We start from the raw sequence: 24,896 nt of genomic DNA, 5'->3' as shown, positions 1-24,896 counted from the left end.
CGCTTATGCCCGGCGAATCACCTGTTTATACGGCCCCCCATAAGCGCGGGAATTCACTTCGATCGGCAACCCTTATTGGCGATTTCACGCCGGTTCTGGTTACGGTTGAAACGCCGATATTTCCCCGACGACATAGGGACGAGCCATGCAGAAGGTTATGAACGCCCCCGAGTGTCCCGAGTGCGCGGCGCCGGTCTCCATCGACGCCGACGCCCGGGTGAGCGAGATCGTCGAATGCCTCGACTGCCGCAGTGAGCTGGAGATCTCCTCCGTCACGCCGCCGTCCCTCACCCTCGCCCCCGAGGTCGAAGAGGACTGGGGGGAGTAATGCGCTCCGGCCGTCGCCTCGCCGTGCTCGCGTCACGGGTGCGGTTCGAGGAGAAGCAGATCATGGCCGCGCTCGACCGGCGCGGCGCGACATTCGTCCACCTCGATCCCCGGTCTCTGGTCGTGGCCGACGGCGTTTCCCGGTCCGGATTCGTGCTGAACCGCGAGGTCGGCCACTACCGGGCCCTCTACGCCGCGAGCGCGCTGGAGTCGGCGGGGGCGACGGTGCTGAACAGCGCCGCCGCCACCCACGTCAGCGGCGACAAGTGGCTGACCACCTCGGCGCTCCTGGCCGCGGGCCTGCCGACCCCCCGCACGGCCCTGGCCATGACGCCCGAGGCGGCCGTCGACGCGCTCGACCAGATCGGCTACCCGGCGGTCGTGAAACCGCTGGTCGGATCGTGGGGACGCCTCGTCACCGCGATCCCCGACCGGCCCACCGCCACCGCCGTGCTCGAACACGTCGCGGCCCTGCCCTCGCCCCAGCAGCACGTCGTCTACGTGCAGGAACTCGTCGAGAAGGCCGACCGGGACATCCGGGTGCTGGTCGTCGGCGGCGAGGCGCTGGGCGCGACCTACCGGCGCGGCGACGAGTGGCGCACCAACGTCGCCCGGGGCGCCGTCTCGACCCGGTGCGACCTGACCGACGTCCACACGAAGCTCGCCGTCGCCGCCGCCGAGGCGGTCGGCGCCGAGATCGCCGGGGTGGACCTGCTCGAAGACGCCGACGGGCACCTGACCGTCCTGGAGGTCAACGACCGCGTGGAGTTCCGCGGCTTCCAGGACGCCCACGAGATCGACGTCGCCGACGTGGTCGCCTCCCATCTCATCACGAGGGCAGAGGCATGATCAGATGCGCCGTCGTGGGAGGCGCCGGCTACATCGGCGGCGAACTCCTGCGCATCCTCACCGGGCACCCATCGGCCGAGCTGGTGGCCACCACCTCGCGGCGGCTGCGCGGCCGGCAGATCGACGGCGCCCACCCCAACCTCCGGGGCCGCACCCGGCTGGCCTTCGTCTCCGACGAGGAGCTCGACCAGGACGGCCCCTACGACGTGTTGTTCCTGGCCACGCCCCATCGCGAGACGATGCGGCGGATGCCCGAGTTCCTCGGGCTGGCCGCGACCGTCGTCGACCTGTCGGGCGACTTCCGGCTGCGCGACCCGGCGGTCTACGCCGACTACTACGGCGTCGAGCACGCCGCGCCCGAGCTCATCGACGGCTTCACGACCGGTGTGCCGGAGCTGCACCGCGAGGAACTCCAGGTCGCGAGCCGCATCAGCGTGCCCGGGTGCATGGCCAACGCCGGCATCCTGGCGCTGACCCCGCTGGCCGAGGCCGGGCTGATCGACGGCGAGCTGACCGTCGACGCCCGCACCGGGTCGAGCGGCGCCGGCGCGACCGCCGGCGCGGAGAACCTGCACGCCGAACGCAGCGGCGCGCTGCGCGTGTTCGCGCCCACCCGGCACCGGCACGAGGCGGAGATCGCCCAGGCCACCGGGCTGCCGGTGCGGATGACGGCGACCGGCGTCGAGGCCGTGCGCGGCGTGCAGCTGCTCTGCAAGGCCCGGCTGGCCGGGGGCGCCGACGAGCGCGCGATCCGGTCGGCCTACCGCGACCGCTACGCCGACGAGCACTTCGTGCGGGTGGTCGCCCACCGGCGCGGCCTGCACCGGTTCCCGGACGCCAAGATCCTCTCCGGCTCCAACTTCTGCGACGTCGGCTTCGCCCTCGACGCCGGTTCGACCACGGTCACCGTGATCGCGGCCCTCGACAACCTCGTCAAGGGGGGCGCCGGCAACGCCGTGCAGTGCATGAACATCCGCCACGGGCGCCCCGAGCGCGAGGGCCTGGAGTTCGTCGGCCTGCACCCGAACTAGGAGAAGCGATGACCACCACCATCGACGCCCCTCCGGCGGCCGGGACGGCCGCCCGGATCAGGGAGCACGTCGTCAACCTGTGCGCCGGCCCCGAGGGCGGCCACCTGGGCGGCTCGATGTCGCTCGCGGAGATCCTCGCCACCCTCTACACGCGGGTGCTGCGGGTCGACCCCCTCGACCCGGCGTTCCCCGGCCGTGACGTGCTGCTGCTCAGCAAGGGCCACGGCGGCCTGGCGCTCTACGCCGCGCTGACCGAGGCCGGGTTCTTCCCCGCCGAGCGGCTCGCCGAATACGGCCGGCCCGGCGGCGAGTTCATGGCCCACCCCCACGCCGAGATCCCCGGCGTCGAGATGCCCTCGGGCTCGCTCGGCCACGGGCTGGCGCTGGCGGTCGGTTTCGGCCTGGGCTTCCGCCTCGACGGCGCCGACCGGCGCTGCTTCGTCGTCATGGGCGACGGTGAACTCCAGGAGGGCTCGGTCTGGGAGGCCGCCTCGGTGGCCGCCGCCCAGCGGCTCGACACCCTGGTCGCGATCGTCGACCGCAACCGGCTCCAGATCACCGGCGCGACCGAGACGATCGACGCGCTCGAACCGCTGGCCGACCGCTGGTCGGCTTTCGGCTGGACGGTACGCCAGGTCGACGGCCACTCCTGCGAGGAGCTGGAGGCCGCGCTCACCGAGCCGCCGACCCCGGGCCGCCCAACCGTCGTGATCGCGCACACCGTGAAGGGCAAGGGCCTCCCGTTCGTCGAGGACCAGCCGCGCAGCCACTACGCCAAGCTGGGCGAGCGCCAGCACGCCAAGGCCCTCGCCGCGCTGCGAAGGGGGGCCGCGTCATGACCGCCTCGTCCCGCGAGGTCTACCGCGACGCCGTGCTCGACCTGCTCCCGCAGGACGACCGGCTGGTCTGCCTCGACTCCGACACCGGCCTGTTCGACGCGGCCGCCTTCCCGGAGCGCTACGTCAACCTCGGCATCGCCGAGCACACCCTGATGGGCGCGGCGGCCGGGCTCGCCAAGTCGGGCCGGATGCCGCTGGTCAACACGATGGCGGCGTTCGCGTCGTCGCGCGCCAACGAGGCCGTGAAGATCGACATCGCCCTCAACAACCTGCCGGTGCGCATCGCCGCGACCCATTCGGGCGTGTCCGCCGGCCACCTCGGGCCGACCCACCACGCGCTGGAGGACCTGGCCGTGATGCGGACGTTGCCCAACATGACCGTGGTCGTGCCGGCCGACGGCCCGCAGACCGGGACCCTGTTCCGGCAGTCGCTGCGCGTCAACGGCCCGGTCTACCTGCGGCTCGGCCGCAACGCGACCCCCGAGCTGCCCGAGGCGCCGCCGGTCACGCTCGGCCTGGCGCAGGTGCTGCGCGACGGCGCCGACGTCACGCTCGCCGCGTGCGGGCCCTACCCGGTGCTGGCCGCGCTCGACGCCGCCGACGCGCTCGCCGACGAGGGCGTCCGCGCCTCGGTGCTGAACGTGCACACCGTGAAGCCCCTGGACGTCGCCACGATCGCCGCGCACGCACAACGTTCGGGCGTCGTGGTGACCGTCGAGGAGCACTGGCGGAACGCCGGCTTCGGCGCCGCCGTCGCCGAGTCGCTGGCCGAGATCACGCCCAGCCTGGTGCTCCGGGTTGCGATGCCGGACGCGTTCGTGCCCGTCTCCGGCGGGCAGCGGTATCTCGCCGAACGCGGAGGCGTCACCTCGGCCGCGGTCGCCGCCAAAGCCCGATCAGCGCTGGGGAGGTCGCCGCGATGACCATCATGGACGACCTGCGCGCCCATCCTCCCGGCAAGCTCGCCCTGGTCTGCCACCAGGACGGCGGGGTCGTGGAGCTGACGTACGGAGAACTGCTCGACCGCGTCGACCGGATGGCCACCCTGCTGCGCCGGCTCGGCGTCGGCAGGGGCCAGGTCGTGACGTTGCAGCTGCCCAACTCGTGGCAGCTGGCGGCGCTGATCCTGGCGTGTTACCGGATCGGGGCGATTCCCGGGCCGGTGGTGCCGATCATGCGGCGGCGTGAGGTGCAGTTCATGCTGAACCTCACCGAGAGCCCGGTCTACCTCGCCAAGGCGGAGTTCCGCGGGTTCTCGTACCGGCGGATGATCGACGACGTGGACGCGCCGCACCTGCGTCACGCCCTGTTCGTCGACGACCTGGAGCTGCCCCCGGCCGACCTGGCCGGGGCCGAGGAGTCGGGTCCCGGCGACCCGGCGCAGGTCGCGTTCACCTCCGGCACGACCGGCGAGCCGAAGGGCGTCGTGCACACCCACGACAGCCTCTACGCGATGAACCGGGCGCAGGCCGACGTGCTCCACCTGACGTCGGACGTCGTCACGGCCATGGGGTCGCCGACGACGCACCAGGCCGGGTTCACCTGGAACCTGTTCATGCCGCTGCTGCTGGGCGGCACCGCCGTGCACGTCGAGTCGTGGGACGCCGGCCGCATGCTCGACGTGCTCCAGGAGCGCGGGGTGAGCTTCTTCATGGGCGCCCCCACGTTCCTGGCCGACCTCATCGAGGCGCAGGCCGAGCGGCCGAGGGATCTGACGAAACTGGAGACGTTCGCGACCGGCAGCGCGCCGATCGCGCCCTACCTGGTCGAACGCGCCCGCGACGTGCTCGGCTGCCGCCTCTACGCCCTGTGGGGCATGACCGAGAACGGCTGCGTCACCATCACCAGGCCGGAGGACCCGCCGATGCGGGCCGCCGAGAGCGACGGAACGGTCGTGCCGGGCATGGAGGTGCGCGTCACCGGCGAGGGCCGCTTACAGGTCAGGGGCGCGTCGCAGTGCGCCGGCTACTTCCGGCGCGAGCACCTCTACCAGGCCTGCCTCACCGGCGACGGCTGGTTCGACACCGGCGACCTGGCCCGCGACGACGGCCACGGCGGCATCCGGATCACCGGGCGCGCCAAGGACGTCATCATGCGCGGCGCCGAGAACATCCCGGTCGTCGAGGTCGAGGCCGCCCTGCTCCGGCACTCCTCCATTCGTGACGTCGCGGTCGTCGGCTACCCCGACGCGCGGCTCGGCGAGCGGGCCTGCGCGGTCCTGGTCGCCCCCTCCGGGGTGACGCTCGACGACCTGCGCGTGCACCTGGCCGGGCTCGGCATGGCCAAGCAGTACTGGCCCGAACGGCTGGAGCTCGTCGAGGCGCTGCCGCGCACGCCGTCCGGGAAGATCCAGAAATTCGCCCTGCGGGAGGGGCTGCGATGAACTTCGACTTCACACCCCAACAGGAGACGCTGGCCAAACGGGTGCGCGAGTTCGCCGCCGACCGCGTCGCGCCCTTCCGGGCCGAGAGCGACCGGCGGGCCGAATACCGCCCCGGGCTGCTGGCCGAGATGGCCGCCGAAGGACTCTTCGGTCTGCGCGTCCCGGAGGAGTTCGGCGGTCAGGGCCTGGACGCCGTCAGCGCCGGCATCGTGCTCGAAGAGCTCGCCTCGGCCGACCTGTCGGTCTGCTACCCGGTGCTCAACGCGGCGCTGGTCGGCGGCGTGCTGGCCGCCAACGGCACCCCGGCCCAGCTGGCCCGCTGGTTGCCCGGCCTCGCCGCCGGCACGTCGATCGTCGCCCTCGGCCTGACCGAGGCCGGCCACGGCACCGACGCGGCGGCCATCGAGACCGTCGGCGAACACGCCGCCGACGGCTGGCGGCTGACCGGCGAGAAGACGTCCATCATGGCCACCGCCTACGCCACCCACGGGTTGCTGTTCGCCCGCACCGGCGGGGCCGGGGCCCGCGGCATCAGCGCCTTCTACACCCCGCTGCACGGGGTGCCCCGGGAGCTGCACACCGACCTGGGCTGCCGCTCGGGCGGGCGGGGCCGCTTCCGCCTCGACGGCCTGCGGGTCGCCGACGAGGACCTCGTCGGCCGGCCGGGCGCGGGCTTCGTGGAGGTCATGCGCGGCTTCGGGGTCTCCCGGGCGCTGATCTCCCTGATGGCGATCGCCGTCGGCCGCGCCGCCCTCGACGAGGCCATGGCCCACGCCGGCCGGCGCGAAGCCTTCGGCCAGCCCATCGGGAAGTTCCAGTCGGTCGCGTTCCCGCTGGTCGAACACGCGACCATGCTCCACGCGGCCCGCCTGGTCTCCTACGAGGCCCTGGCCGCCGCCGACGCCGGCCGCGACCCCCGGTTGCCCGCGAACATGGCCAAGTGGTGGGCCCCCAAGGCCGCCATGGAGGCCGTGCACCAGTCGCTCCTCACGATGGGCCACCTCGGCTGGTCGGAGGACGGCCCGGTGGCCCAGCGGCTGCGCGACGTCATCGGCCTGCAACTGGCCGACGGCACCGCCGCCGCGACCAAACTCGTGGTCGCCCGTCACCTGCTGGGACGGGAGGCGGCCCCGTGACCGGCCGGAAGGTCTCAGGTCACCGGTCCGGCGTCGGTGCCGTCGCCCGCTCGGGACTCGGCCCGGTCGGCCGCGCCCCGGCGGTAGGTGCGCATCTTCGCCCTCGTGCCGCAGACGGCCATCGAGCACCAGCGGCTGCCCCGGTTGCGGGAGCGGTCGTAGAAGGCCCACTCGCAGCGGTGTTCGCGGCAGGCCTTCAGGCGGGACCACGAGCCGTCGGCCACGGCCGAGGCGACGGAACCGAGGATGGTCGCGAACACGCCACGCAGGTCGGGCTGCACCGGGCGCAGGCCCAGAGTCTCGCCCGACAGCACCAGCGGGCAGTCGCGGGCGATGTGGCCGATCGTCAGCCGGGCCTCGGAGTCGGGCGTGCCACCGTTGTTCTCGCGGAGCACGGCGCGCAGCGCCTCCCGCAGGGTGACGGCGTCGCGCCGGTCGAGCTCGGCCACCTCCAGCGGGAAGCCGTGGCGGGCGAGCCAGCGCCCGGCCGCCTCGGTCGTCGCGAACTCGTCGGGCCCGAACTCCACGTTGAGGCTGTTCACGAACGACTGCACCAGCGCCAGCGGACCCGGCGCGATCTCCCTGTCTCCCGGCTGCCCCTTCATGGCTACCAGTAAAGACAGTTCACTGGTAACAAATCAAGTACGAGGAGGAAAACCCATGTTCCAGGAGAACCGCAAGCCGGCCCTGGCACTGCTGTGCATGGCCCAGTTCGTGCTGGTCCTGGACTTCGCGATCGTCAACGTCGCACTGCCCTCCATCCAGCGTGACCTCGGCTTCACCGACAGCGCCCTGCAGTGGGTCGTCGGCGCGTACGCGTTGTTCTTCGGCGGGTTCCTGCTGATCGGCGGGCGGCTCGGCGACATCGTGGGACGCAAGAGGATGTTCGTCGGCGGGCTGGCCGTCTTCACCGCGGCCTCGCTGGCCGGCGGGGTCGCGACCGAGCCGATCGTGCTCATCGTCGCCCGCGCGCTGCAGGGCCTCTCGGCGGCGGCGGTGTCGCCGGCCGTGCTGGCGCTGATCGCGGCGGGCTACCCCGAAGGCAGGGAGCGCGCGAAGGCCATGGGCATCTTCGGCGCGGTCGCCTCGGCCGGGTTCACCGGCGGGGTGCTCTTCGGCGGCATCCTCACCGAGTTGTTCGGGTGGCGGGCGGTCATGTTCGTGAACGTCCCGGTCGGCGTCGCGCTGGTGCTGCGGGCGGTCGGCCGGCTGGCCCCCGACCACGTCTCGGCGCGCACCCAGAAGATCGACGTGCCCGGCGCGATCCTGGTCACGGCCGGGATGTGCGCGCTGACCTACGCCCTCACCACGGCCACCGACCACGGCTGGGGCGCCCCCGGCGTCGTCTACCCGCTGATCGGGGCGGCGGTGCTGCTCGCCGCGTTCTTCGTGCTCCAGACCCGGCGGGCGAACCCGCTGGTGCCGCTGTCGATCTTCAAGATCCGCGGCGTCGTCGCGGGCGACTCGATCGCGTTCCTGTCGGGCGGCGTCATGTCGATCTCGACCTACTTCCTGACCCTCTACATGCAGCACGGCCTCGGCTACTCCGCCATCCAGACCGGCGTCGCGTTCTTCCCGCAGGCCGTCGTGACCGTGTTGTCGGCCAAGTTCGTGGCCGACCTGACCGGGCGGGTCGGGCCCCGGCCGGTGCTCATCGGCGGGGCGGCGTTCCTGACCGCCGGTTCGGCCTGGCTGCTCACGGTGCCCGCAGGCGGCAGCTACTGGCTGCACGTGCTGCCCGGCGGCGTGCTGATCGGGCTCGGCGTCACCGTCATGATGATCTCCACGGCGGTGGCCGCCACGACCGGGGTCGACGGGCCGCGCATGGGCCTGGCCAGCGGCCTGTACAACTCGCTGCGCCAGCTCGGGGTCGGGCTGCTGCTGGCCGTCGCCGTGACGGCGGCGGTGCCGTCGACCGACCCGCAGAACATCGGCAGCTACCACGTCGCGTTCGGCATCAGCACGGTCCTGTCGGTGCTGATCGCGCTGATCGCGGCCGCCGTGCTGCCGTCGCGGAGGCCCGCGGTCGAAAGGGAGAAAGTCGACGCCTGACAGAACCGCGGAAAAGCCGGTCTCCTTTCGAGGAGACCGGCTCTTTTTATTGCATAACTAGCGCTAATCGAGATGCCATTGTTCGGCCGTAGTTACCGCCATAGCGTTGTAAGCGGTAACAGCGAAAGGACGGACATGGCGAACACACTGATCGCCGGCGGCGGGATCGGCGGCCTGGCGGCCGCGCTCTCGATCGCCCGAGAGGGCAATCGCGTGACCGTGCTCGAACGCGGTGACCGGTTCGCCGAACTCGGCGCGGGGATCCAGCTCGCGCCCAACGCGTTCCGCGCCCTCGACCTGCTCGGCGTGGGCGACCGGGTGCGCGACCGCGCGGTCTTCATCGACGAACTGCGCTTCATGGAAGGCACCACGGGCGAGCGCGTGACCGGCCTGCCCCTCACGGGCGCCTACCGGGAACGTTTCGGCAACCCCTACGCGGTCGTCTCCCGGGGCGACCTCTACCAGCCGCTCCTGGACGCCTGCCGCGCCGACGGCCGCATCGAGCTGCTGCCGGGCCACCCGGTCACCGGCTACACGCAGACCGCCGGCAAGGTCGTCGTCGACGGCTTCGAGGCCGACTGCCTGATCGGCGCCGACGGCATCCGCTCGGCGGTCCGGGCCCAGCTGGTCGGCGACGGCCGTCCCCGGGTCTCCGGCCACACGATCTACCGGTCGGTCATCCCGATGGACCGGGTCCCGGCCGAGCTGCGGTGGAACGTCGTCACCCTGTGGGCCGGGCCCAAGTGGCACTTCGTGCACTACCCGATCGGCGGCGGCCGGTTCCTCAACCTGGCCGCCACCCACGACGACGGGGCCGCCCGGGAGGTCGCGGGCGAGCCGGTCGCGCGAGACCTCGTCCAGAACCGGTTCCCGGGTCTCAGCGCCACGGCCAGAGCTCTGCTGGAGCTCGGCGACGAGTGGCGGACCTGGGTGCTCTGCGACCGCGACCCCGTCACGACCTGGGTCGACGGCCGGGTGGCCCTGCTGGGCGACGCGGCCCACCCCATGCTCCAGTACGCCGCCCAGGGCGCCTGCACGGCCCTGGAGGACGCGGTCGTGCTCGGCAGGGTCTTCCCCGACCTCGACGCCTACGCCGCGCTGCGGCGGGAGCGCACCGCCGAGGCGACGCGCACCGCCCGATGGCTCGGCGAGCACCTCTACCACCCGGCGGGCGAGGCCGCCCGCGACCGGAACGCCACCCTGGCCGCGCTGTCCGAGACGGACCTGCACGACCACGTGGCCTGGTTACACGCCTTCGATCTAGCAGAAAGGATCCCGAGCGATGCGGTTCGATGACATTTGGGTCGCCGGAACCGGCGGCACGCTCGGCGAACGGGTGCCGGTCGAGCGGGCCGTCGCCAGCGGCGACTACTCGGCCGACGCCGCGAAGAGCACCGGGCAGGTCTCGGTCGCCATGTCGCGGCAGGCCCCGCCCGAGATGGCGGTCGCCGCCGGGCGCCGCGCCGTCAAGTCGGCCGAGGACGGCGGCGCGACCGTCGGCCCCGACACCTTCTACCTGCACAGCCACAGCCACTTCCAGGGCGTCGACATGTGGCCGGCCGCCTGCTGGATCGCCGGGGAGCTCCTCGGCACCGATCTGCGCAGCCTGCCGATGTCGGTCCAGGCGGCCTCCAACGGGTCGCTGGGCAGCCTGGAGATCGCGGCGCACATGCTCATCGCCCGGCCCCACACCCCGTCGGCGCTGATCACCGTCGCCGACCGGTTCGCGCCGCCCGCCGACCGGTGGTACCTGTCGCCCGGCATGGTGTTCGGCGACGGCGCGGCGGCGGCCGTGCTGACCAGGGGAAGCGGGCAACTCCGGCTCCGCAGCCTGGTGTCGGAGACCGACGCCGCGCTCGAGGGTCTGTCGCGGGGGGACGAGCCGTTCCGCACCGCGCCCCAGCCGGGATCCGACATGCGCGGCCGGACCCGGGCGTTCCTCGCCCACGGCGGCCTCTCGCTGAAGGACGTGCGGCGGCGCTCGGCCGAGCGCACCCACAGCGTGGTGACCCGCGCGCTCGACGAGGCGGGCAAGAGCCTCGGCGACGTCGACTGGTTCGTCACCCCGTTCGTCGGGCGGGCCCTCTTCCACGACAGCTTCGTGCGCCCCTTCGACGGCTTCACCCCGAAGAACACCGTCCACGAACTGGGCCTGACCACCGGGCACCTCGGCCCGGCCGACGGCCTCTACGCGCTGCACCACCTGATCCGCGACGACCTGCTCGCGCCCGGGGCCACGGTGCTGGTGCTCGGCACCGGCATGGGCTTCACCTTCTCCGCGGCAGTGCTTACCAGGGAGGACACGCCATGCGTCCGGTGAACGCCCGCATCTCCGCGGTCGAACCGCTGCTCACCCCGGCCGAACTGCGGGCCGAGGTCCCGGTCGGCGACCGGGCCGCCCGCACCCTGCTCAGGGGCCGGGAGGAGGTCGCCCGGGTGCTCGACGGCACCGACGACCGCCTGCTGGTCGTGACCGGCCCGTGCTCGGTGCACGACCCGGCCGCCGCGCTCACCTACGCCGAGCGCCTGGCCGGCCTGGCCGAGGAGGTGTCCGACACGCTGCTGCTCGTCATGCGCGTGTACGTCGAGAAGCCGCGTACCCGGCTGGGCTGGAAGGGCCTGGTCACCGACCCGCACCTCGACGGCAGCGACGACGTCAACGAGGGCATCCGGCTCTCGCGCGAACTGCTCGCGAAGGTGCTGGACCTCGGTCTGCCCACCGGTTGCGAGTTCCTCGACCCGACCGTGGCCCGCTACCTGTCCGACGTGGTCTGCTGGGGCGCGATCGGCGCCCGGACCGTGCAGAGCCAGACGCACCGGCAGCTGACCAGCGGCCTGGCGATGCCGGTCGGCATGAAGAACACCACGACCGGCGCGGTCGGCGACGCCATCGACGCGATCGTCTGCGCCTCCCACGGCCACGTGTTCCCCGGCATCGACGACGACGGCCTGGCCTCGGTCATCCAGACCAGCGGCAACCCCGACTGCCACGTCGTGCTGCGCGGCGGCGCGGCCGGGCCGAACTACGGGCCGCTCGACGTCGCCCGCGCGCTCGACGCCCTCGGCGGCGCCGGCCTGCCGCGCCGCCTCGTCATCGACGCCAGCCACGGCAACAGCGGCAAGGACCACGAACGCCAGCCGGTCGTCGTCGCCGACGTCGCCCGCCGGATCGCCGCCGGTGAACGCGGCATCGCCGGGCTGATGGTCGAGAGCTTCCTGGCCTCCGGCCGGCAGGAGCTGGTGCTGGGTTCACCCGACCGCCTCGTCTTCGGCCAGAGCGTCACCGACGCCTGCGTCGGCTGGGACCGCACGACCCGCATGATCGCCCAGCTCGCCGACGCCGTCACCGCCGGACGCAGCACGACCGTCGCCGCCTGAAAGGACTGATCATGGAAACCGCCCTTCCCCTGGCCCGTCCCGGCGGGGACCCGGCCGTCACGCACGAACGCCGGGTCGAGGCCCCGGGCCGCGCCCTCGTCGCCCTGCTGCACCGCTACACCGGCGAGACCGAGATCGCCGGATCGCACGTCACCGGCGACCTGACCGTCGGCGAGATCGCCGCGGCGCTGCCGATCACGATCGGCCCGCTGTCGTTCGACGGGACCACCCTGCGGATGCGGGGCTCGGACTTCGACGCCGACGCCGCCGACCAGTACGCCGCCCACCTGGGCCGCTTCACCGACCCGGCCGCGAGGGTCCGCGACGTCGAGATCCTCACCGCCGAAGAGACCGAGCGCATGCTGGTCGCCTGGAACCAGACCGCCGAGCCGGTCCCGGCGCCCTACTTCCACGAGCGCGTCGCCGAGATCGCGCGGGCCACCCCCGACGCCCCGGCCGTCGTCTGGCCGGGCGGCACGCTGACCTTCGGCGAGCTCGACGCCGACGCCAACCGGCTCGCCCACCGCCTGACCGGGCTGGGCGTGCGGCGCGGCGACCGGGTCGGCACCTGCTTCCCGCGCGGGCCCGAGAGCCTGATCGCCCAGCTGGCCTGCTTCAAGGCCGGCGCGGCGGCGATCCTGCTCGACCCCGACTTCCCCGCCGACCGGGTCCAGTTCATGATCGTCGACGGCGAGGCGAAGCTGACCCTGACCATGGACGCCCACCGTGAGGTCGTCACCGGTCAGGTGGTCACCCTCGACGGCGACGACTGGCGGCGGGAGCCGGCCGCCCCGATCAACACGCCCGCCGGCCCCGACGACCTGATCCACATCTGCTACACCTCCGGGTCGACCGGCAAGCCGAAGGCCGTCATGGTCCGCCACGGCGCGGCCCGCAACCTCATCTACTCCATGCGCACGATCTGCGGCGTCACCCCGGCGTCGCGGGGCACCTGGCTGGCCGCGCCCGGCTACGGCATGGTCGAGGTCGAGTGCTTCTCGGTGCTGGCCGCCGGGGCCCCCGTCCACATCCCCGAGCCGTCGGTCGTGACCAGCCCCGAGTGGCTGCGCGACTGGCTCGTCGGCAGCCGGATCACCCACACGCTGCTCATGAAGGCCATGTGCGAACGCCTGTGGGGGCTGGAGTGGCCGACCGAGACCGTGCTGACCAACATCCGCATCTGCGGCGAGCGGGTCCAGTCGTGGCCGCTCGACCTGCCGTTCCACGTCTTCAACCTCTACGGCTCCGCCGAGGCCACCGTCGTGGCGACCTGCGACATCACCGAACTGGGCCGGGAACTCGGCGAACGCGAGCGGGCCAGAAGACTGCCGCCCATCGGCCGCCCGACCCCGAACGTGCGCACCTACGTCCTGGACGAGCGCCTGCGGCCCGTCCCGCCCGGGGTGGTCGGCGAACTGTGCGTCGCCGGGGAGAGCCTGTCGTCCGGCTACCTGAACCGGCCCGAGGCGACCGCCGAGAAGTGGGTCTCCCACGAGGTGGGCGCCCTCTACCGGACCGGCGACCTGGCCCGGTTCTGGACCGACGGCAGCATCGAGATCGTCGGCCGGACCGACAACCAGGTGAAGGTGCGCGGCAACCGGGTGCACCTCGGCGAGATCGAGGTCGTCATCGCCGCCCAGCCCGGGGTCGCCCAGGCGGCCGTGCTGGCCAAGCAGGACGCCTCCGGCGACACCCGCCTGGTCGCCTACGTCGAGGGCGACCCCTCGATCCGCGACCTGCGGCGGGCCCTGGCCAAGCTGCTGCCGTCGTTCATGGTGCCGTCGGCGTACGTCGTCGGCCGGTTCCCGCTGACCACCAACGGCAAGATCGACCGCAACGCGCTGCCCGAGCCGCCCAAGGAGCGGCCCGACGTCGACAGCCCTTACGAGGAGCCGCGCACCGACGTCGAGCACACGCTGCGCGACATGTGGGCGACCACGCTCGACCTCGACGGCATCGGCGTGAAGGACAACTTCTTCGACCTGGGCGGCGACTCGATGCGCGCGGCCGCGCTGACCGACCGCATCCGGGCCCGGTTCGCCACCGACGCCGACATCGACGACCTCTTCGACGACCCGACGATCGAGCGCATGGCCCTGGCCATCGCCGCGAAATGAGGACGGCATGCATTACTTCGAGACCCAGGTCCCCCTCACCGAGGACGCGGTCGAGGTCGCGGCCCGGCTCGCCGACTCCGGCCTCTTCGCCGACCACGTCGTCTACGAGAACGGCGGTGTCTGGTCCTACGCCGGCGGGGCCCGCGCCGAGCTGACCCTCGACCGGTCCGGGGCGCTGCTCCGGCACGAGGGCCGCGACGAGGTGTTCGAGCCGTGGAACGGCGACCCGCTGCACCAGGTCGCCGGGCTGCTCGACACCGTGTCGATCCCCGAGTGGCGGGCCTACGGCTGGGCGGCGTTCGAGTTGTCGTACACCGAGGAGCACGTGGGCGACGGGCGGCTGCTGCACCTGATCGTCCCCGAGGCCGAGGCGCGCATCGCCGACGGGCACGCCCGGCTGCGCGCGGCCGACACCACGACGCTGACCGCGTTGCTCGCGGTCGTCCGGAGCCCGGCCGCGGCGCGGGCCACGAGGTCGACGCCCCTCGACGTGTGGGGCACCGGCGAGGACGCCTACCGCGAGGCCGTGAAGCTGGCCGTCGAGTCGATCAACGCCGGCGAGCTGCACAAGGTCATCCTGTCGCGGGTGGTCGAGGTGCCCGGCGAGGTCGACCTGACCGCCACCTACCTGGCCGGCCGGCGCGGCAACAACCCGGCCCGCTCCTTCCTGCTCGACCTGGGCGGGCTGGAGGCGACCGGGTTCAGCCCCGAGATCGTCGTTCAGGTCTCCGCCGACGGGCACGTGGTGTCGCAGCCGCTCGCCGGGACCCGCGCGCTCACCCCCGACGAGGCGGTGAACGCGGCCCTGCGGGCCGACCTCTACGGCTCGGCCAAGGAGGTCTACGAGCACGCCATTTCCGTCAAGGTCGGCACCGACGAGCTGGTCGGCGTGTGCGAGCCCGACTCGGTCGAGGTGCCGGAGTTCATGGCGATCCGCGAGCGCGGCAGCGTCCAGCACCTGGCCTCCCGGGTGTCGGGCCGCCTGTCGCCCGGCATGCGCGCCTGGGACGCCTTCGGCGCCGTCTTCCCGGCCGTCACCGCGTCGGGCGTGCCGAAGAAGGCCGCCTACGAGGCGATCCGGGCGCACGAGCCGGAGGCGCGCGGCCTCTACAGCGGGGCCGTCATGACCGTCGACCACACGGGCGCGATGGACGCCGCGCTGGTCCTCCGCTCGGCCTACCGCCGCGACGGCCGGACCTGGTTGCGCGCCGGGGCCGGCATCGTCGGCCAGTCGACGCCGGAGCGCGAGTTCGAGGAGACGTGCGAGAAGCTCGACAGCGTCGCGCGTCACCTGGTGAGGGGCGCGGCATGAGATTCGACAACCTCTACCTGGCCGGGATCGGTTCTGCCCTGCCCGGTACGGTCACCACGAGCGAGGCCGTCTCACGCGGCCTCTATGACCCGGCAGACCGCGAAATGTCGGGCATGCTCGGCGTGATGGTGGCCGGCGAGACGCCCGCCGTCGACCTGGCCGCCGAGGCCGGGAACATCGCGATCAAGCGCTCCGGGCACGAGCCCGGCGACTTCGTCGCCCTGCTGCACAGCGGCAGCTACCACCAGGGCCCCGACGGCTGGTCCGCGCCCCACTACGTGCTGCGCAACACCGTCGACCGCCCGATCACCGCCCTCGAAGTGCGCCAGGGTTGCCTCGGGATGTTGTCCGGCCTGCAGATCGCCGCCGGACTGCTCACCAACAGAAGCCACGCCGGTCTGCCGGACGTCGAAGGCGACGCGGGCCTGTCGGACACCGGCGCCGACGCCGTCTTGCTGACCGCCGGCGACAACTACGGAGGCCCGCTGGTCGACCGGTGGAACGCCTCGCGGATGTTCCTGCTGGCCGACGGCGGCGCGGCCGTCGTCGCGTCGCGGCGGGGCGGGTTCGCGAAGGTCCTGGCGGCCGGGGCGGTGTCGAACCCGGCGATGGAGGAGCTGCACCGGGGCGGCGAGACGCTGTTCCCGCCCGACCTGTCGCGCGGCCTCAACTTCGAGGAGCGCACCGCCTGGTGGCGGGCCCGCTGGGCCGAGGGCGTCGCCCCGCCCATGGGCCACCTGGGCGAACTCGTCGCCGAGGTCGCCGAACGAACCCTGGAGGAGGCCGGCAGCTCGATCGACCGCGTGAAGCGGGTCTGCCACGTCGGCTTCACCGAGGGCCCGCTCACCGCCATCTACCTCGACCCGCTCGGCGTCGACGCCGCCAAGGGCACCTGGGAGCTCACCCGGACCACCGGCCACGCCGGGGCCGGCGACCCCTTCATCGGCCTGGAGTGGTTGTGGACGCGGGGCGACGTCGAACCCGGCGACCACGTGCTGCTCATCGGCACGGCCCCCGGGATGGAGGCCGCCTGCGCGGTCGTCGAGATCACCGAAAGGAGCACGTGATGTTGCCCGGTTGCACCCCGTGGCCGGACGAGCTGGCCGCCCACTACCGATCCCGGCACGTCTGGCAGGGCACCACCCTGGGCGGCCTGCCGGCCGAGTGGGCCCGCGAGTTCGGCGACCGCACCGCCCTGGTCTGGCGCGACGAGCGCCTGTCGTACCGGGACCTGGCGGCGCGGGTCGACCGCACCGCCGCCGGGTTCGCCGAGCACGGCATCGAGCCCGGTGACCGGGTGGTGCTCCAGCTGCCGAACACGCCCGACTTCGTGGTCGTCGCGTTCGCGATGTTCAAGGCGGGGGTGAAGGCGGTGTTCTCGCTCGCCTCCCACCGGTCGAACGAGGTCGGCCACCTGGCCTCGGTGTCGGGCGCCGTCGGATACGTCGGCCCGAACCACGACCTCGCGGTGGAGCTGGGCATCGAGCACGTCCTGTCCCCGGAAGACCTCGACGGCGACCCCGTCGAGCACCCGGCGGCCGACCCCTCGGACGTGGCGTTCTTCCTGCTCTCCGGCGGGACGACCGCGCTGCCGAAGCTGATCCCGCGGACCCACGACGACTACGCCTACCAGACCCGGATCGTCGCCGACCTGTGCGAGGTGAGCGCTGACGACGTCTACCTCGCGGCCCTCCCCGTCGAGTTCAACTTCACGTGGGGCTGTCCGGGCGTCATCGGGACCCTGGGCCGGGGCGGCACGGTCGTGCTGGCCGACGACCCGGGCGCCGACGGCTGCTTCGCGCTGATCGCGCGCGAGAAGGTCACCGTCACCTCGCTGGTGCCGACGGTCGCGCACCTGTGGCTGGAGTCCCGCGAGTTCCTGGACGACGACCTGTCGTCGTTGCGGCTGGTGCAGATCGGCGGGGCCCGGCTCCAGCCGGAGCTGGCCGCCCGGATCGAACCCGAGCTGGGCTGCCGGTTGCAGCAGGTGTTCGGGATGGCCGAGGGCCTGCTGTCGATGTCCCGCCTCGACGACCCGGCCGACCGGGTGATCCACACGCAGGGGCGGCCCGTCTCCCCGTTCGACGAGATCCGGATCGTCGACGGCGAACTGCTGGCGCGCGGACCGTACACGCTGCGCGGTTACTACAACGCCGACGAGCACAACGCGCGGGCGTTCACCGGCGACGGCTTCTACCGGACCGGCGACCTGGCCTCGGTCACCCCCGACGGCGACCTCGTCATCGAGGGGCGCATCAAGGACGTGGTCATCCGGGGCGGCGACAAGATCGCGGCCGGCGAGGTGGAGGGGCACCTGCTCAGCCACCCCGACGTCGACCGCGCGGCCGTGGTGCCGGTGCCCGACGAGTTCCTCGGCGAGCGCATCTACGCGTTCCTGGTCAGCCGCCGGGTCCGCCCGTCGCTGACCGACCTCAAGCGGGCCCTGCACGAACGCGGGCTGGCCGACTTCAAGCTGCCCGACCGCGTCGAGTTCGTGGACGCCTTCCCGCTGACCCCTCTCGGCAAGGTCGACAAGAAGACCCTGGCCGCCGCCGCGGCCGATCCGCTGGCGGCCCGGGGCTGGAAGGAACAGGCATGAGCGTCAAGGAAGAACTGCGCAGCACCGTCGCCGATCTCGTCGGCGCCGACCCCGCGTCCCTCGCCGACGACGACAACCTGGTCGTCCTGGGGCTGGGCTCGCTGGAGATGATGCGCCTGGTCACCAGGTGGCGGCGGGCCGGCTTGAAGGTCGAGTTCCGCGACCTGGCGGCCGTGCCGACCATCTCGGCCTGGTCCGCGCGCCTGGAGGAGGCGAGCGCATGAGCCGCCTGCTGATCAGGGGCGGCACCGTCTACCGGGCCGACCCCGACCACACCGTCACTCCGGGCGGCTCTGTGCTGGTCGACGACGGCGTGATCGCCGGATTCGAGGACAGCTCAGACGCTGAGGTGCTCGACGCCACCGGCATGCTGGTGCTGCCCGGGTTCGTGAACCCGCACTGGCACGAGATGTTCGCCCTGCGCTACCCGTTCAAGGGGGCGCTGCGGCCGCCGTCCGACCGGGGCGACAAACCGGCCTTCATGGCCCACGGCGGCGACATCCCGGCCATCTCGACCGCGTTCGACCGTTTCCACGGCCTGGTCGACGCCCTCACCGACGACGAGGCCCTGGCCGTGGCCCGCTACTCGCTCTGGACGCAGCTGCGCTCCGGCGTCACCACGCTCGGCGACGTCGGGTCGGTCAACAAGCCGGCCGCGCTGGCCCAGGCGGCGCGCGAGTTCGGCATGCGGCTCTCGGTGTCGGCGTGGGTCAGCGACGCGGTCTGCGGCCGCCGCACCCGCGACGCCGCCGAAGCGCTCGCGCGCGTCGAGGGGCTCATGGCGCTCCAGGACGCGTTCGTGCGGGTCAGACCCACCGCCGTGTACGCCACCAACATGACCGACGAGCTCGGATCAGGGCTGCGCGACCTGTGCGCCGCGCACGACCTGCCGTTCGCCGCCCACGTGGGCGCGCTGCGGAACGAGGCCCGGGCCATGCGGGAGTACTTCGGGCTCACCCCGGTACGCCGGTTCGCCGACCTCGGCCTGCTCGACGAGCGGTTCACCGCCGTGCACTGCGCGTTCGCCACGCCCGAGGAGCGGGAGCTGCTCGTACGGGCCGGGGCGCACATCACCCACTCCCCCGCCAAGTACGGCCCCGCCGGGGAGTCGACCCTGACCGAGACCCGGCAGATCCCCGCCCTGCGGGCCGCCGGGCTCGACGTGTCGTTGTCGACCGACGGGGCGTCGTTGCCCGTCCCGGGGATGGCGGAGAACATGACGGCGGCGTGGCAGGCGTACACGGAGATGGCCGCCGACCCGACCGCCCTGCTGCCGACCGACGCCCTCGCGATGGCCACCCGGATCGCCGCGAAGGGGCTCGGGTTCGCCGACGTCGGCTCGCTGGAGGTCGGCAACCGCGCCGACCTGGTGCTGATCCGCGCCGACGACTGGCGCTACCTGCTCAACCCGCGCCCGCTGGAGGCGTTCCTGACCCTCGGCGGGTCGGCCGACGTCGAGACCGTCATCGTGAACGGCCGGGTCGTCAAGGCCGACGAGCAGACGCTCCGCGACGACTACCTGGAGGCCCTGCGCTCGTTCTCGGTCCGGTGCCTGGGGGTGGAGCTGCCATGATCGCCCTCGTCTCCGGCGCGTCCGGCGGCATCGGCTCGGCCGTGTGCGAACGCCTGGCCGACGACGGTTACACGGTGGTCGGCCTGGACGCCGAGATCGACGTCACCTCCTCGGCACAGGTCGAGTCCTTCGTCGACCACGTGGAGACCTCGGGGCCCATCACCGCGCTGGTCAACGCGGCGGGAGTGCTGCGGACCGGCCGGGCCGTCGACCTGTCGGACGCCGAATGGGCCGACACCCTGGCGGTGAACGCCTCGGGCGTCTTCCACGTCTCCCGCGCGGTGGCGCGGCGGATGATCCCCCGGCATTCGGGCGCGATCGTGACCGTGGCCTCGAACGCCGCCAAGACCGCCCGCCAGAACATGGCCGCCTACGCCGCCTCCAAGGCCGCAGCCACCGTGTTCACCAAGTGCCTCGGGCTGGAGCTGGCCGAGTTCGGCATCCGCTGCAACGTGGTCGCGCCCGGCTCCACCGACACCCCGATGCTGACCGGCCTCTGGGACGGTTCCGACGCGATCCGGACCTCGGTCGAGGGCGCGCCCGGGGCGTACCGGGTGGGCATTCCGCTGGGCCGGGTGGCCAGCCCCTCGGACGTCGCAGAAGCGGTCGCGTTCCTGCTCTCCGACCGCGCCGCCCACATCACCATGCAGGACCTGACGGTCGACGGAGGCGCCTGCCTGGGCGTCTGACGGAGGCGCCTTCTGGGCGTCCGAAAGGAGAAAGTCATGGCGATCCCCGCGATAGAGCCCTATCCGATGCCGACCGAGCTGCCCGACAACATCGCCCCGTGGCGGGTGGATCCGCGGCGGGCGGCGTTGCTCGTCCACGACATGCAGAACTACTTCCTCAGCCCGTTCACCGACCCCTCGGCGCTGCTGGCGAACGTCGGCGCGCTCAAGGAGCGGTTCACGGCCTGCGGCGCACCGGTCTTCTACACCGCCCAGCCCGGCGGCATGAGCACCGAGGACCGGGGCCTGCTGATGGACTTCTGGGGCCCCGGCATGACCACCGACCCCGCCCACCGGGCCATCGTCCCGGCCCTGGCACCCTCCCCCGGCGACGTGGTGCTGACCAAGTGGCGGCCGAGCGCGTTCTGCCGCACCGACCTGCTGCGCCGGCTCCGCGACCAGGGCCGCGACCAGCTCGTCATCTGCGGCGTGTACGCCCACGTGGGCATCCTGATGACCGCCCACGAGAGCTTCTCCAACGACATCCAGACCTTCGTCGTGGCCGACGCGATCGCCGACTTCACGCCGGACTTCCACCGCCTGGCCCTCGACTACGCCGCCGCCCGCTGCGCCGTGACGATCCCGACGGCCGGCGTACTGGACGAACTGGAGCCGACATGCTGACCCGCCTGCTGGACGCCGACCCGCCCCCGTTCGCGCTGCTGCACCGCCCGGGCTCGGGCGTGGCCGACATCGACGTGCTGTCCGGCGAGGTCGTGCCGCTCGACCGGATCGCCGACATCCCCCTGTCCGACGAGGGAGGCGAGGGCCACGAGACGCTGGTCGTGCTCCCCTACCGCCAGATCCGCGAGCGCGGCTACGCCTGCCCCGACGACGCCGCGCCCCTGCTGGCGATGACCGTGACCGACCAGTCGGCCCTCTCCGTGGACGAGGCGCGGCGGGTCCTCCCCGACGACCCCGTCGAGCTGCGCGACGGCGACTTCGACACCTCCGACGAGGAGTACGAAGCGGTGGTGCGCCGGATCCTGGCCGAGGAGATCGGCGAGGGCACCGGCGCCAACTTCGTCATCAAGCGCACCTACCAGGCGTCGATCGAGGGCTGGTCGCCCCGCACGGCCCTGTCGTGCTTCCGCCGCCTCCTGGGCCGCGACCCCGGCGCCCACTGGACCTTCGTGATCTGGACCGGCGCCCGCACGTTCGTCGGCTCCTCCCCCGAACGCCACATCACCCTCGACGCCGGCACCGTCGTGATGAACCCCATCAGCGGCACCTACCGCTACCCGCGCGGCGGCCCCGAACTGCCCGGCGTGCTCGACTTCCTGGACGACGAGAAGGAGGCCGGCGAGCTCTACATGGTCCTCGACGAGGAGCTCAAGATGATGGGCCGCGTCTGCGACCAGGGCGGCCGGGCCCTCGGCCCGCACCTGAAGCAGCTGGCCCGCATCGCCCACACCGAATACCTCATCGAGGGCCGCAGCTCCCTGGACGTCCGGGACATCCTCCGCGAGACCCTGTTCGCCCCCACGGTCACCGGCGGCCCGCTGGAGAGCGCCTGCCGCGTGATCTCCAAGTTCGAACCGGAGGGCCGCGACTACTACGCCGGCATGGTCGCCCTGATCGGCCGCGACACGGCAGGCGCCCGCGCCCTCGACTCGGCGATCCTGATCCGCACCGCCGACGTCGCCGCGTCGGGCGACCTGCGCGTCTCGGTCGGCGCGACCCTGGTGCGCGACAGCGACCCGGCGTCGGAGGCGGCGGAGACGAGGGCCAAAGCCGCAGGCCTACTGGAAGCCCTCCGTGGAGGCGCCTGTCGCGACGCCCCCGCCGACGTGGGCGGCCACCCGGCCATCTACCAGGCGCTGATGTCGCGCAACGAGCCCCTGGCCGGCTTCTGGTTCGAGGGCCCCGACTGCCGTGACCGCCGCATCCCGGCGCTGTGCGGCCTGAAGGTGCTGGTCATCGACGCGGAGGACACCTTCACGGCGATGGCCCGCCACATCATCCACGCCCTGGGCTGCGAGGTCACGGTCACCCGCTACTCCGACGCCTACGACGTCGGCGCGTACGACGTGGTGATCGTCGGCCCCGGCCCCGGCGACCCCCGCGACTTCACCCACCCGAAGATCGCCCGCCTGCGCGCCACCACCCGGGAACTGCTCGACCGGCGTATCCCCTTCCTGTCGGTCTGCCTGGGCCACCAGGTCCTGTGCACCCTGCTCGGCCTCGACATCACCCGCAACCCGTTCCCGAACCAGGGCGTCCAGCGCACCATCCCGTTCTTCGGCCGCATGGAACAGGCCGGCTTCTACAACACCTTCGCCGCCCGCTGCAACGCCGACGCCCTCGGTGACATCACCGTCTCCAGGGAAGGAGACGAGGTCCACGCCCTCATGGGCCCCGGCTTCGCGTCGGTCCAGTTCCACCCGGCCTCGGTGCTGACGCGCAACGGCGTGGAGATCCTCGCCGACCTGCTCACCACCCTGACGAGAGAGGAAGCCACATGCTGAACGTCCGAGAATGGGGCACCGGCCCGAAGACGGCCGTCCTGGTGCACGGCATCCTGTCGGACTCGGGCTGCTGGTGGCGCGTCGGCCCCGACCTGGCCTCCCGCGGCTACCGCGTGGTGGCCGTCGACCTCCCCGGCCACGGCCGCAGCGCCCCGATGCCCGACGCGACGGTCGAACGCATGGCCCAGGAGCTGCGCCTGGCGGTACCGGCCGAGGTCGACCTGGCGGTGGCGCACTCGATGGGCTCGTTCATCGCGGGGGCGGCCCTGGCCCCTTCGCGGTTCGTCTACGTGGACGCGCCCACGGGGGCGGGGCACCGGATGCCGGCGGAGGCGTGGTGGGGGACGTACGAGAAGGCCAAGTCCCGGCGCACCCTGGAGGCGCTGACGGACAAGCACCCCGGCTGGGACGTGTTCGACCGGGAGGCCGAGGCCGAGGCGGCGAAGCTGTTCGACGTGGAGACGGCGGTGGCGCTGCTGGTCGCGTCCGGGGGGAGGGACTACACGCCGACGCGACCGGGGCTCGTCATCCGGGCGGAGGGGAGCCGGTTCGTACCGGAGGAGACGCCGGGGGCGGTCACGATCAGGGGCGCCGACCACCACGTCTGGTACGGCCACCACGACGAGTTCATGGCCGCCGTCTGCGAGTTCGAGGAGCAAAAAAATAGCCCCGCCAATCCAGTGGATGGCGGGGAACAGTGACTGGAGACTACCAGGAGTCACTCATTGATCGCAACCCGTGCTAGATGGGCACTCCGTAGTTGGTCGAGTCACGCACGGCGTCGTAGCAGGACTTGTCGAACAGGTGACTCCAGATCTTCGGCTGCGAGAGCGTCAGCGGCCGCTTGGCGCCCGGCCCCTTCCAGGCCGCCGCCTCGACGCGCGGACCGCCGTTCGGCCGCATGGCCGCGACGACTTCGAGCGCGGGCTTCAGGTCGCTGTCGGTCGACATGAGGATGCCGACGTCGTATCGGCCCTCCAAGGCCAGCTTGACGTAGTCGATCGCGAGGGCGACGTCGATGCCCTTCTCCTGGGGCTTGAGCCCGGGCGCGCACCGATCCGGCCACCCGCGTGGGTAGCGCAGGTCACGGAAGACCCCGACGACCCGCGGATCGCTCTCCCAGGCGACCCGCTGCCGGACGAAAGCCGCATGCCCTCGGGCGTCGCGCGACGGGTGCGGCTGGCCGCGATAGATACGCACTTCGACCAGTTCACGGTCGTAGGGGCTGTTCTCGATCAGCCAACGGCCGAGGCGGACCGGATCGATCTGCCCGTCCGTCCCCGGAGCCAGAGACGGCTCATGGAAGGTCTCGCGAGCACCCTTGTAGACGTTCTGGTAGTCCAGAAACAGGATCACACGATCGGGCACGGGGGATGCCTCGCAGAATCGGAAACGGGGGCATTGGCACTTTCGGCCGCACGCTACCAGTAGTAGCTCCAATGTCGCACAGAGTCGCGACAACCTCCGGACATACGTCGGGGCCGACGCAGTCCCCCAACTGCGCCGGCCCCGACTCCAAGCGGTGCCGCCGAGACGCCCTCCCCCAAAGGCATCTGGACGGCTTCCCCCGCTCTCGGGCGCGGTTCCCCCTCCGCGCCCTTATGGGAAAAAGGCTTGTGTGGTGGCTTTCCAGCCCCCTTGACCTGCTTCCACGTTACTGAACCGACCTTAAGGACCGCGCAATGGCACTGCCGGTTGTTGGTCTAAGTCTCAGGAGTCCGGCAGGTCGAGCTTGACCTCTGTCCCGGCTTCCAGCGATCGGCTCACGACGCAGTGCCTGTCGTGTACGCGCTGGGCTATTTCGTGGAACTTGGCCATCGGCATGCCCTCGGGCAGCTCGATTTCGTAGCTGACCGTCACTTTGCCCAGCAGGGTCGGAGCAGACCTTTCTGCGCTGATCGTCACAGAAAGCTCGGGGAGCCGGAGGCCGCGCTGGGCGGTCAGCGGCTCGACGGTCATGGCGTTGCAGGCCCCCACGGCGACCTGGAGCAGTTCGACCGCGCCGAACTCCCCCTCGCCGTGGCCCAGGGCCACGGAGGCGCCCCGGTCGTTGGTCGCCACGAAACCGGACGGGGTCCGGGTGACCCGTACATCTCCCATGAAA

The 24,896-nt window shown here is 72.4% G+C and carries 24 protein-coding genes; 21 read left to right on the top strand and 3 right to left on the bottom strand.

Annotated elements, in window-relative coordinates; genetic code table 11:
* Positions 1–145: 145 nt before the first annotated feature.
* Genes AW271_RS32915 through AW271_RS32885 form a run of 7 tightly spaced genes read left to right on the top strand, consistent with a single transcriptional unit; the run spans position 146 to position 6,565 of the window.
* The gene (locus AW271_RS32915) at positions 146–328 is read left to right on the top strand and encodes a lysine biosynthesis protein LysW (protein WP_232320225.1); all 183 of its coding nucleotides are present in this window, start codon (positions 146–148) and stop codon (positions 326–328) included.
* The gene (locus AW271_RS32910) at positions 328–1,176 is read left to right on the top strand and encodes a RimK family alpha-L-glutamate ligase (RefSeq protein WP_062341501.1); all 849 of its coding nucleotides are present in this window, start codon (positions 328–330) and stop codon (positions 1,174–1,176) included. Before AW271_RS32915 ends, AW271_RS32910 begins: the two co-directional genes overlap by 1 nt.
* A complete protein-coding gene (argC, locus tag AW271_RS32905) occupies positions 1,173–2,207 on the top strand; it encodes an N-acetyl-gamma-glutamyl-phosphate reductase (RefSeq protein ID WP_062341500.1) in 1,035 nt (344 codons plus the stop codon). Before AW271_RS32910 ends, argC begins: the two co-directional genes overlap by 4 nt.
* An 8-nt stretch (positions 2,208–2,215) precedes the next feature.
* Positions 2,216–3,046, top strand: a complete 831-nt coding sequence (locus AW271_RS32900; protein ID WP_062341499.1) for a transketolase — start codon at positions 2,216–2,218, stop codon at positions 3,044–3,046.
* Positions 3,043–3,969, top strand: coding sequence for a transketolase family protein (locus AW271_RS32895; protein WP_062341498.1), 927 nt, complete (start codon positions 3,043–3,045; stop codon positions 3,967–3,969). Before AW271_RS32900 ends, AW271_RS32895 begins: the two co-directional genes overlap by 4 nt.
* Positions 3,966–5,429, top strand: coding sequence for an AMP-binding protein (locus AW271_RS32890; RefSeq protein ID WP_062341497.1), 1,464 nt, complete (start codon positions 3,966–3,968; stop codon positions 5,427–5,429). The genes AW271_RS32895 and AW271_RS32890 overlap by 4 nt, the downstream gene beginning before the upstream one ends.
* Entirely contained in the window at positions 5,426–6,565 is a 1,140-nt protein-coding gene (locus tag AW271_RS32885) for an acyl-CoA dehydrogenase family protein (protein WP_062341496.1), read from the top strand. Before AW271_RS32890 ends, AW271_RS32885 begins: the two co-directional genes overlap by 4 nt.
* A 14-nt stretch (positions 6,566–6,579) precedes the next feature.
* On the opposite strand, the gene AW271_RS32880 is transcribed toward AW271_RS32885, so the two are convergent.
* A complete protein-coding gene (locus AW271_RS32880) occupies positions 6,580–7,170 on the bottom strand; it encodes a CGNR zinc finger domain-containing protein (protein WP_062341495.1) in 591 nt (196 codons plus the stop codon).
* A 55-nt stretch (positions 7,171–7,225) separates the two neighbouring features.
* Between AW271_RS32880 and AW271_RS32875 the strand changes: the two genes are divergently transcribed.
* The 14 genes from AW271_RS32875 (at position 7,226) to AW271_RS32810 (ending at position 23,493) form a co-directional block, all read left to right on the top strand.
* Entirely contained in the window at positions 7,226–8,617 is a 1,392-nt protein-coding gene (locus AW271_RS32875) for an MFS transporter (protein WP_062341494.1), read from the top strand.
* A gap of 135 nt (positions 8,618–8,752) precedes the next feature.
* Entirely contained in the window at positions 8,753–9,913 is a 1,161-nt protein-coding gene (locus tag AW271_RS32870; RefSeq protein ID WP_062341493.1) for an FAD-dependent monooxygenase, read from the top strand.
* A complete protein-coding gene (locus AW271_RS32865; RefSeq protein ID WP_062341492.1) occupies positions 9,900–10,937 on the top strand; it encodes a ketoacyl-ACP synthase III family protein in 1,038 nt (345 codons plus the stop codon). The genes AW271_RS32870 and AW271_RS32865 overlap by 14 nt, the downstream gene beginning before the upstream one ends.
* On the top strand, positions 10,925–11,995 hold the full coding sequence (locus AW271_RS32860) for a 3-deoxy-7-phosphoheptulonate synthase (protein WP_062341491.1): 1,071 nt from the start codon (positions 10,925–10,927) through the stop codon (positions 11,993–11,995). Before AW271_RS32865 ends, AW271_RS32860 begins: the two co-directional genes overlap by 13 nt.
* 11 nt (positions 11,996–12,006) lie before the next feature.
* Positions 12,007–14,112: a non-ribosomal peptide synthetase gene (locus AW271_RS32855; RefSeq protein WP_062341490.1), complete on the top strand. Its 2,106-nt coding sequence runs from the start codon at positions 12,007–12,009 to the stop codon at positions 14,110–14,112.
* Positions 14,113–14,119: 7 nt separating this feature from the next.
* Positions 14,120–15,424 carry a salicylate synthase gene (locus AW271_RS32850; protein WP_062341489.1) on the top strand — a complete coding sequence of 435 codons (1,305 nt, stop codon included), beginning with the start codon at positions 14,120–14,122 and terminating at the stop codon, positions 15,422–15,424.
* Positions 15,421–16,491, top strand: coding sequence for a ketoacyl-ACP synthase III family protein (locus AW271_RS32845; RefSeq protein ID WP_062341488.1), 1,071 nt, complete (start codon positions 15,421–15,423; stop codon positions 16,489–16,491). The genes AW271_RS32850 and AW271_RS32845 overlap by 4 nt, the downstream gene beginning before the upstream one ends.
* On the top strand, positions 16,491–18,023 hold the full coding sequence (locus AW271_RS32840) for a (2,3-dihydroxybenzoyl)adenylate synthase (protein WP_174553130.1): 1,533 nt from the start codon (positions 16,491–16,493) through the stop codon (positions 18,021–18,023). The genes AW271_RS32845 and AW271_RS32840 overlap by 1 nt, the downstream gene beginning before the upstream one ends.
* On the top strand, positions 18,020–18,247 hold the full coding sequence (locus tag AW271_RS32835; RefSeq protein ID WP_062341486.1) for a phosphopantetheine-binding protein: 228 nt from the start codon (positions 18,020–18,022) through the stop codon (positions 18,245–18,247). The genes AW271_RS32840 and AW271_RS32835 overlap by 4 nt, the downstream gene beginning before the upstream one ends.
* A complete protein-coding gene (locus tag AW271_RS32830; RefSeq protein ID WP_062341485.1) occupies positions 18,244–19,596 on the top strand; it encodes an amidohydrolase family protein in 1,353 nt (450 codons plus the stop codon). The genes AW271_RS32835 and AW271_RS32830 overlap by 4 nt, the downstream gene beginning before the upstream one ends.
* Entirely contained in the window at positions 19,593–20,285 is a 693-nt protein-coding gene (locus AW271_RS32825) for an SDR family oxidoreductase (RefSeq protein ID WP_062341484.1), read from the top strand. Before AW271_RS32830 ends, AW271_RS32825 begins: the two co-directional genes overlap by 4 nt.
* A 36-nt stretch (positions 20,286–20,321) precedes the next feature.
* Complete coding sequence (locus AW271_RS32820; protein WP_062341483.1) at positions 20,322–20,948, top strand: isochorismatase family protein; 627 nt, start codon at positions 20,322–20,324, stop codon at positions 20,946–20,948.
* On the top strand, positions 20,942–22,792 hold the full coding sequence (locus AW271_RS32815) for an anthranilate synthase family protein (protein ID WP_062341482.1): 1,851 nt from the start codon (positions 20,942–20,944) through the stop codon (positions 22,790–22,792). The genes AW271_RS32820 and AW271_RS32815 overlap by 7 nt, the downstream gene beginning before the upstream one ends.
* On the top strand, positions 22,786–23,493 hold the full coding sequence (locus AW271_RS32810) for an alpha/beta fold hydrolase (protein ID WP_062341481.1): 708 nt from the start codon (positions 22,786–22,788) through the stop codon (positions 23,491–23,493). Before AW271_RS32815 ends, AW271_RS32810 begins: the two co-directional genes overlap by 7 nt.
* Positions 23,494–23,533: 40 nt before the next feature.
* Here AW271_RS32810 and AW271_RS32805 read toward each other — a convergent pair whose 3' ends face one another.
* Complete coding sequence (locus tag AW271_RS32805; protein WP_169806429.1) at positions 23,534–24,160, bottom strand: NYN domain-containing protein; 627 nt, start codon at positions 24,158–24,160, stop codon at positions 23,534–23,536.
* A gap of 342 nt (positions 24,161–24,502) precedes the next feature.
* The gene (locus tag AW271_RS32800) at positions 24,503–24,892 is read right to left on the bottom strand and encodes an OsmC family protein (RefSeq protein WP_062341536.1); all 390 of its coding nucleotides are present in this window, start codon (positions 24,890–24,892) and stop codon (positions 24,503–24,505) included.
* Between the last annotated feature and the right edge of the window lie 4 nt (positions 24,893–24,896).

It is taken from the genome of Herbidospora sakaeratensis (assembly GCF_001570525.1).
GTDB classification, from domain to species: Bacteria; Actinomycetota; Actinomycetes; order Streptosporangiales; family Streptosporangiaceae; genus Herbidospora; species Herbidospora sakaeratensis.
The sequence above is the reverse complement of the archived record's forward strand: the minus strand, read 5'-3'. Positions and strand labels throughout refer to the sequence as shown.

Excerpts from the sequence above, each read along its gene's own strand:
- AW271_RS32915 (WP_232320225.1), top strand. The coding sequence starts at position 146 with ATGCAGAAGGTTATGAACGCCCCCGAGTGTCCCGAGTGCGCGGCGCCG.
- AW271_RS32910 (WP_062341501.1), top strand. The coding sequence starts at position 328 with ATGCGCTCCGGCCGTCGCCTCGCCGTGCTCGCGTCACGGGTGCGGTTC.
- argC (WP_062341500.1), top strand. The coding sequence starts at position 1,173 with ATGATCAGATGCGCCGTCGTGGGAGGCGCCGGCTACATCGGCGGCGAA.
- AW271_RS32900 (WP_062341499.1), top strand. The coding sequence starts at position 2,216 with ATGACCACCACCATCGACGCCCCTCCGGCGGCCGGGACGGCCGCCCGG.
- AW271_RS32895 (WP_062341498.1), top strand. The coding sequence starts at position 3,043 with ATGACCGCCTCGTCCCGCGAGGTCTACCGCGACGCCGTGCTCGACCTG.
- AW271_RS32890 (WP_062341497.1), top strand. The coding sequence starts at position 3,966 with ATGACCATCATGGACGACCTGCGCGCCCATCCTCCCGGCAAGCTCGCC.
- AW271_RS32885 (WP_062341496.1), top strand. The coding sequence starts at position 5,426 with ATGAACTTCGACTTCACACCCCAACAGGAGACGCTGGCCAAACGGGTG.
- AW271_RS32880 (WP_062341495.1), bottom strand. The coding sequence starts at position 7,170 with ATGAAGGGGCAGCCGGGAGACAGGGAGATCGCGCCGGGTCCGCTGGCG.
- AW271_RS32875 (WP_062341494.1), top strand. The coding sequence starts at position 7,226 with ATGTTCCAGGAGAACCGCAAGCCGGCCCTGGCACTGCTGTGCATGGCC.
- AW271_RS32870 (WP_062341493.1), top strand. The coding sequence starts at position 8,753 with ATGGCGAACACACTGATCGCCGGCGGCGGGATCGGCGGCCTGGCGGCC.
- AW271_RS32865 (WP_062341492.1), top strand. The coding sequence starts at position 9,900 with ATGCGGTTCGATGACATTTGGGTCGCCGGAACCGGCGGCACGCTCGGC.
- AW271_RS32860 (WP_062341491.1), top strand. The coding sequence starts at position 10,925 with ATGCGTCCGGTGAACGCCCGCATCTCCGCGGTCGAACCGCTGCTCACC.
- AW271_RS32855 (WP_062341490.1), top strand. The coding sequence starts at position 12,007 with ATGGAAACCGCCCTTCCCCTGGCCCGTCCCGGCGGGGACCCGGCCGTC.
- AW271_RS32850 (WP_062341489.1), top strand. The coding sequence starts at position 14,120 with ATGCATTACTTCGAGACCCAGGTCCCCCTCACCGAGGACGCGGTCGAG.
- AW271_RS32845 (WP_062341488.1), top strand. The coding sequence starts at position 15,421 with ATGAGATTCGACAACCTCTACCTGGCCGGGATCGGTTCTGCCCTGCCC.
- AW271_RS32840 (WP_174553130.1), top strand. The coding sequence starts at position 16,491 with ATGTTGCCCGGTTGCACCCCGTGGCCGGACGAGCTGGCCGCCCACTAC.
- AW271_RS32835 (WP_062341486.1), top strand. The coding sequence starts at position 18,020 with ATGAGCGTCAAGGAAGAACTGCGCAGCACCGTCGCCGATCTCGTCGGC.
- AW271_RS32830 (WP_062341485.1), top strand. The coding sequence starts at position 18,244 with ATGAGCCGCCTGCTGATCAGGGGCGGCACCGTCTACCGGGCCGACCCC.
- AW271_RS32825 (WP_062341484.1), top strand. The coding sequence starts at position 19,593 with ATGATCGCCCTCGTCTCCGGCGCGTCCGGCGGCATCGGCTCGGCCGTG.
- AW271_RS32820 (WP_062341483.1), top strand. The coding sequence starts at position 20,322 with ATGGCGATCCCCGCGATAGAGCCCTATCCGATGCCGACCGAGCTGCCC.
- AW271_RS32815 (WP_062341482.1), top strand. The coding sequence starts at position 20,942 with ATGCTGACCCGCCTGCTGGACGCCGACCCGCCCCCGTTCGCGCTGCTG.
- AW271_RS32810 (WP_062341481.1), top strand. The coding sequence starts at position 22,786 with ATGCTGAACGTCCGAGAATGGGGCACCGGCCCGAAGACGGCCGTCCTG.
- AW271_RS32800 (WP_062341536.1), bottom strand. The coding sequence starts at position 24,892 with ATGGGAGATGTACGGGTCACCCGGACCCCGTCCGGTTTCGTGGCGACC.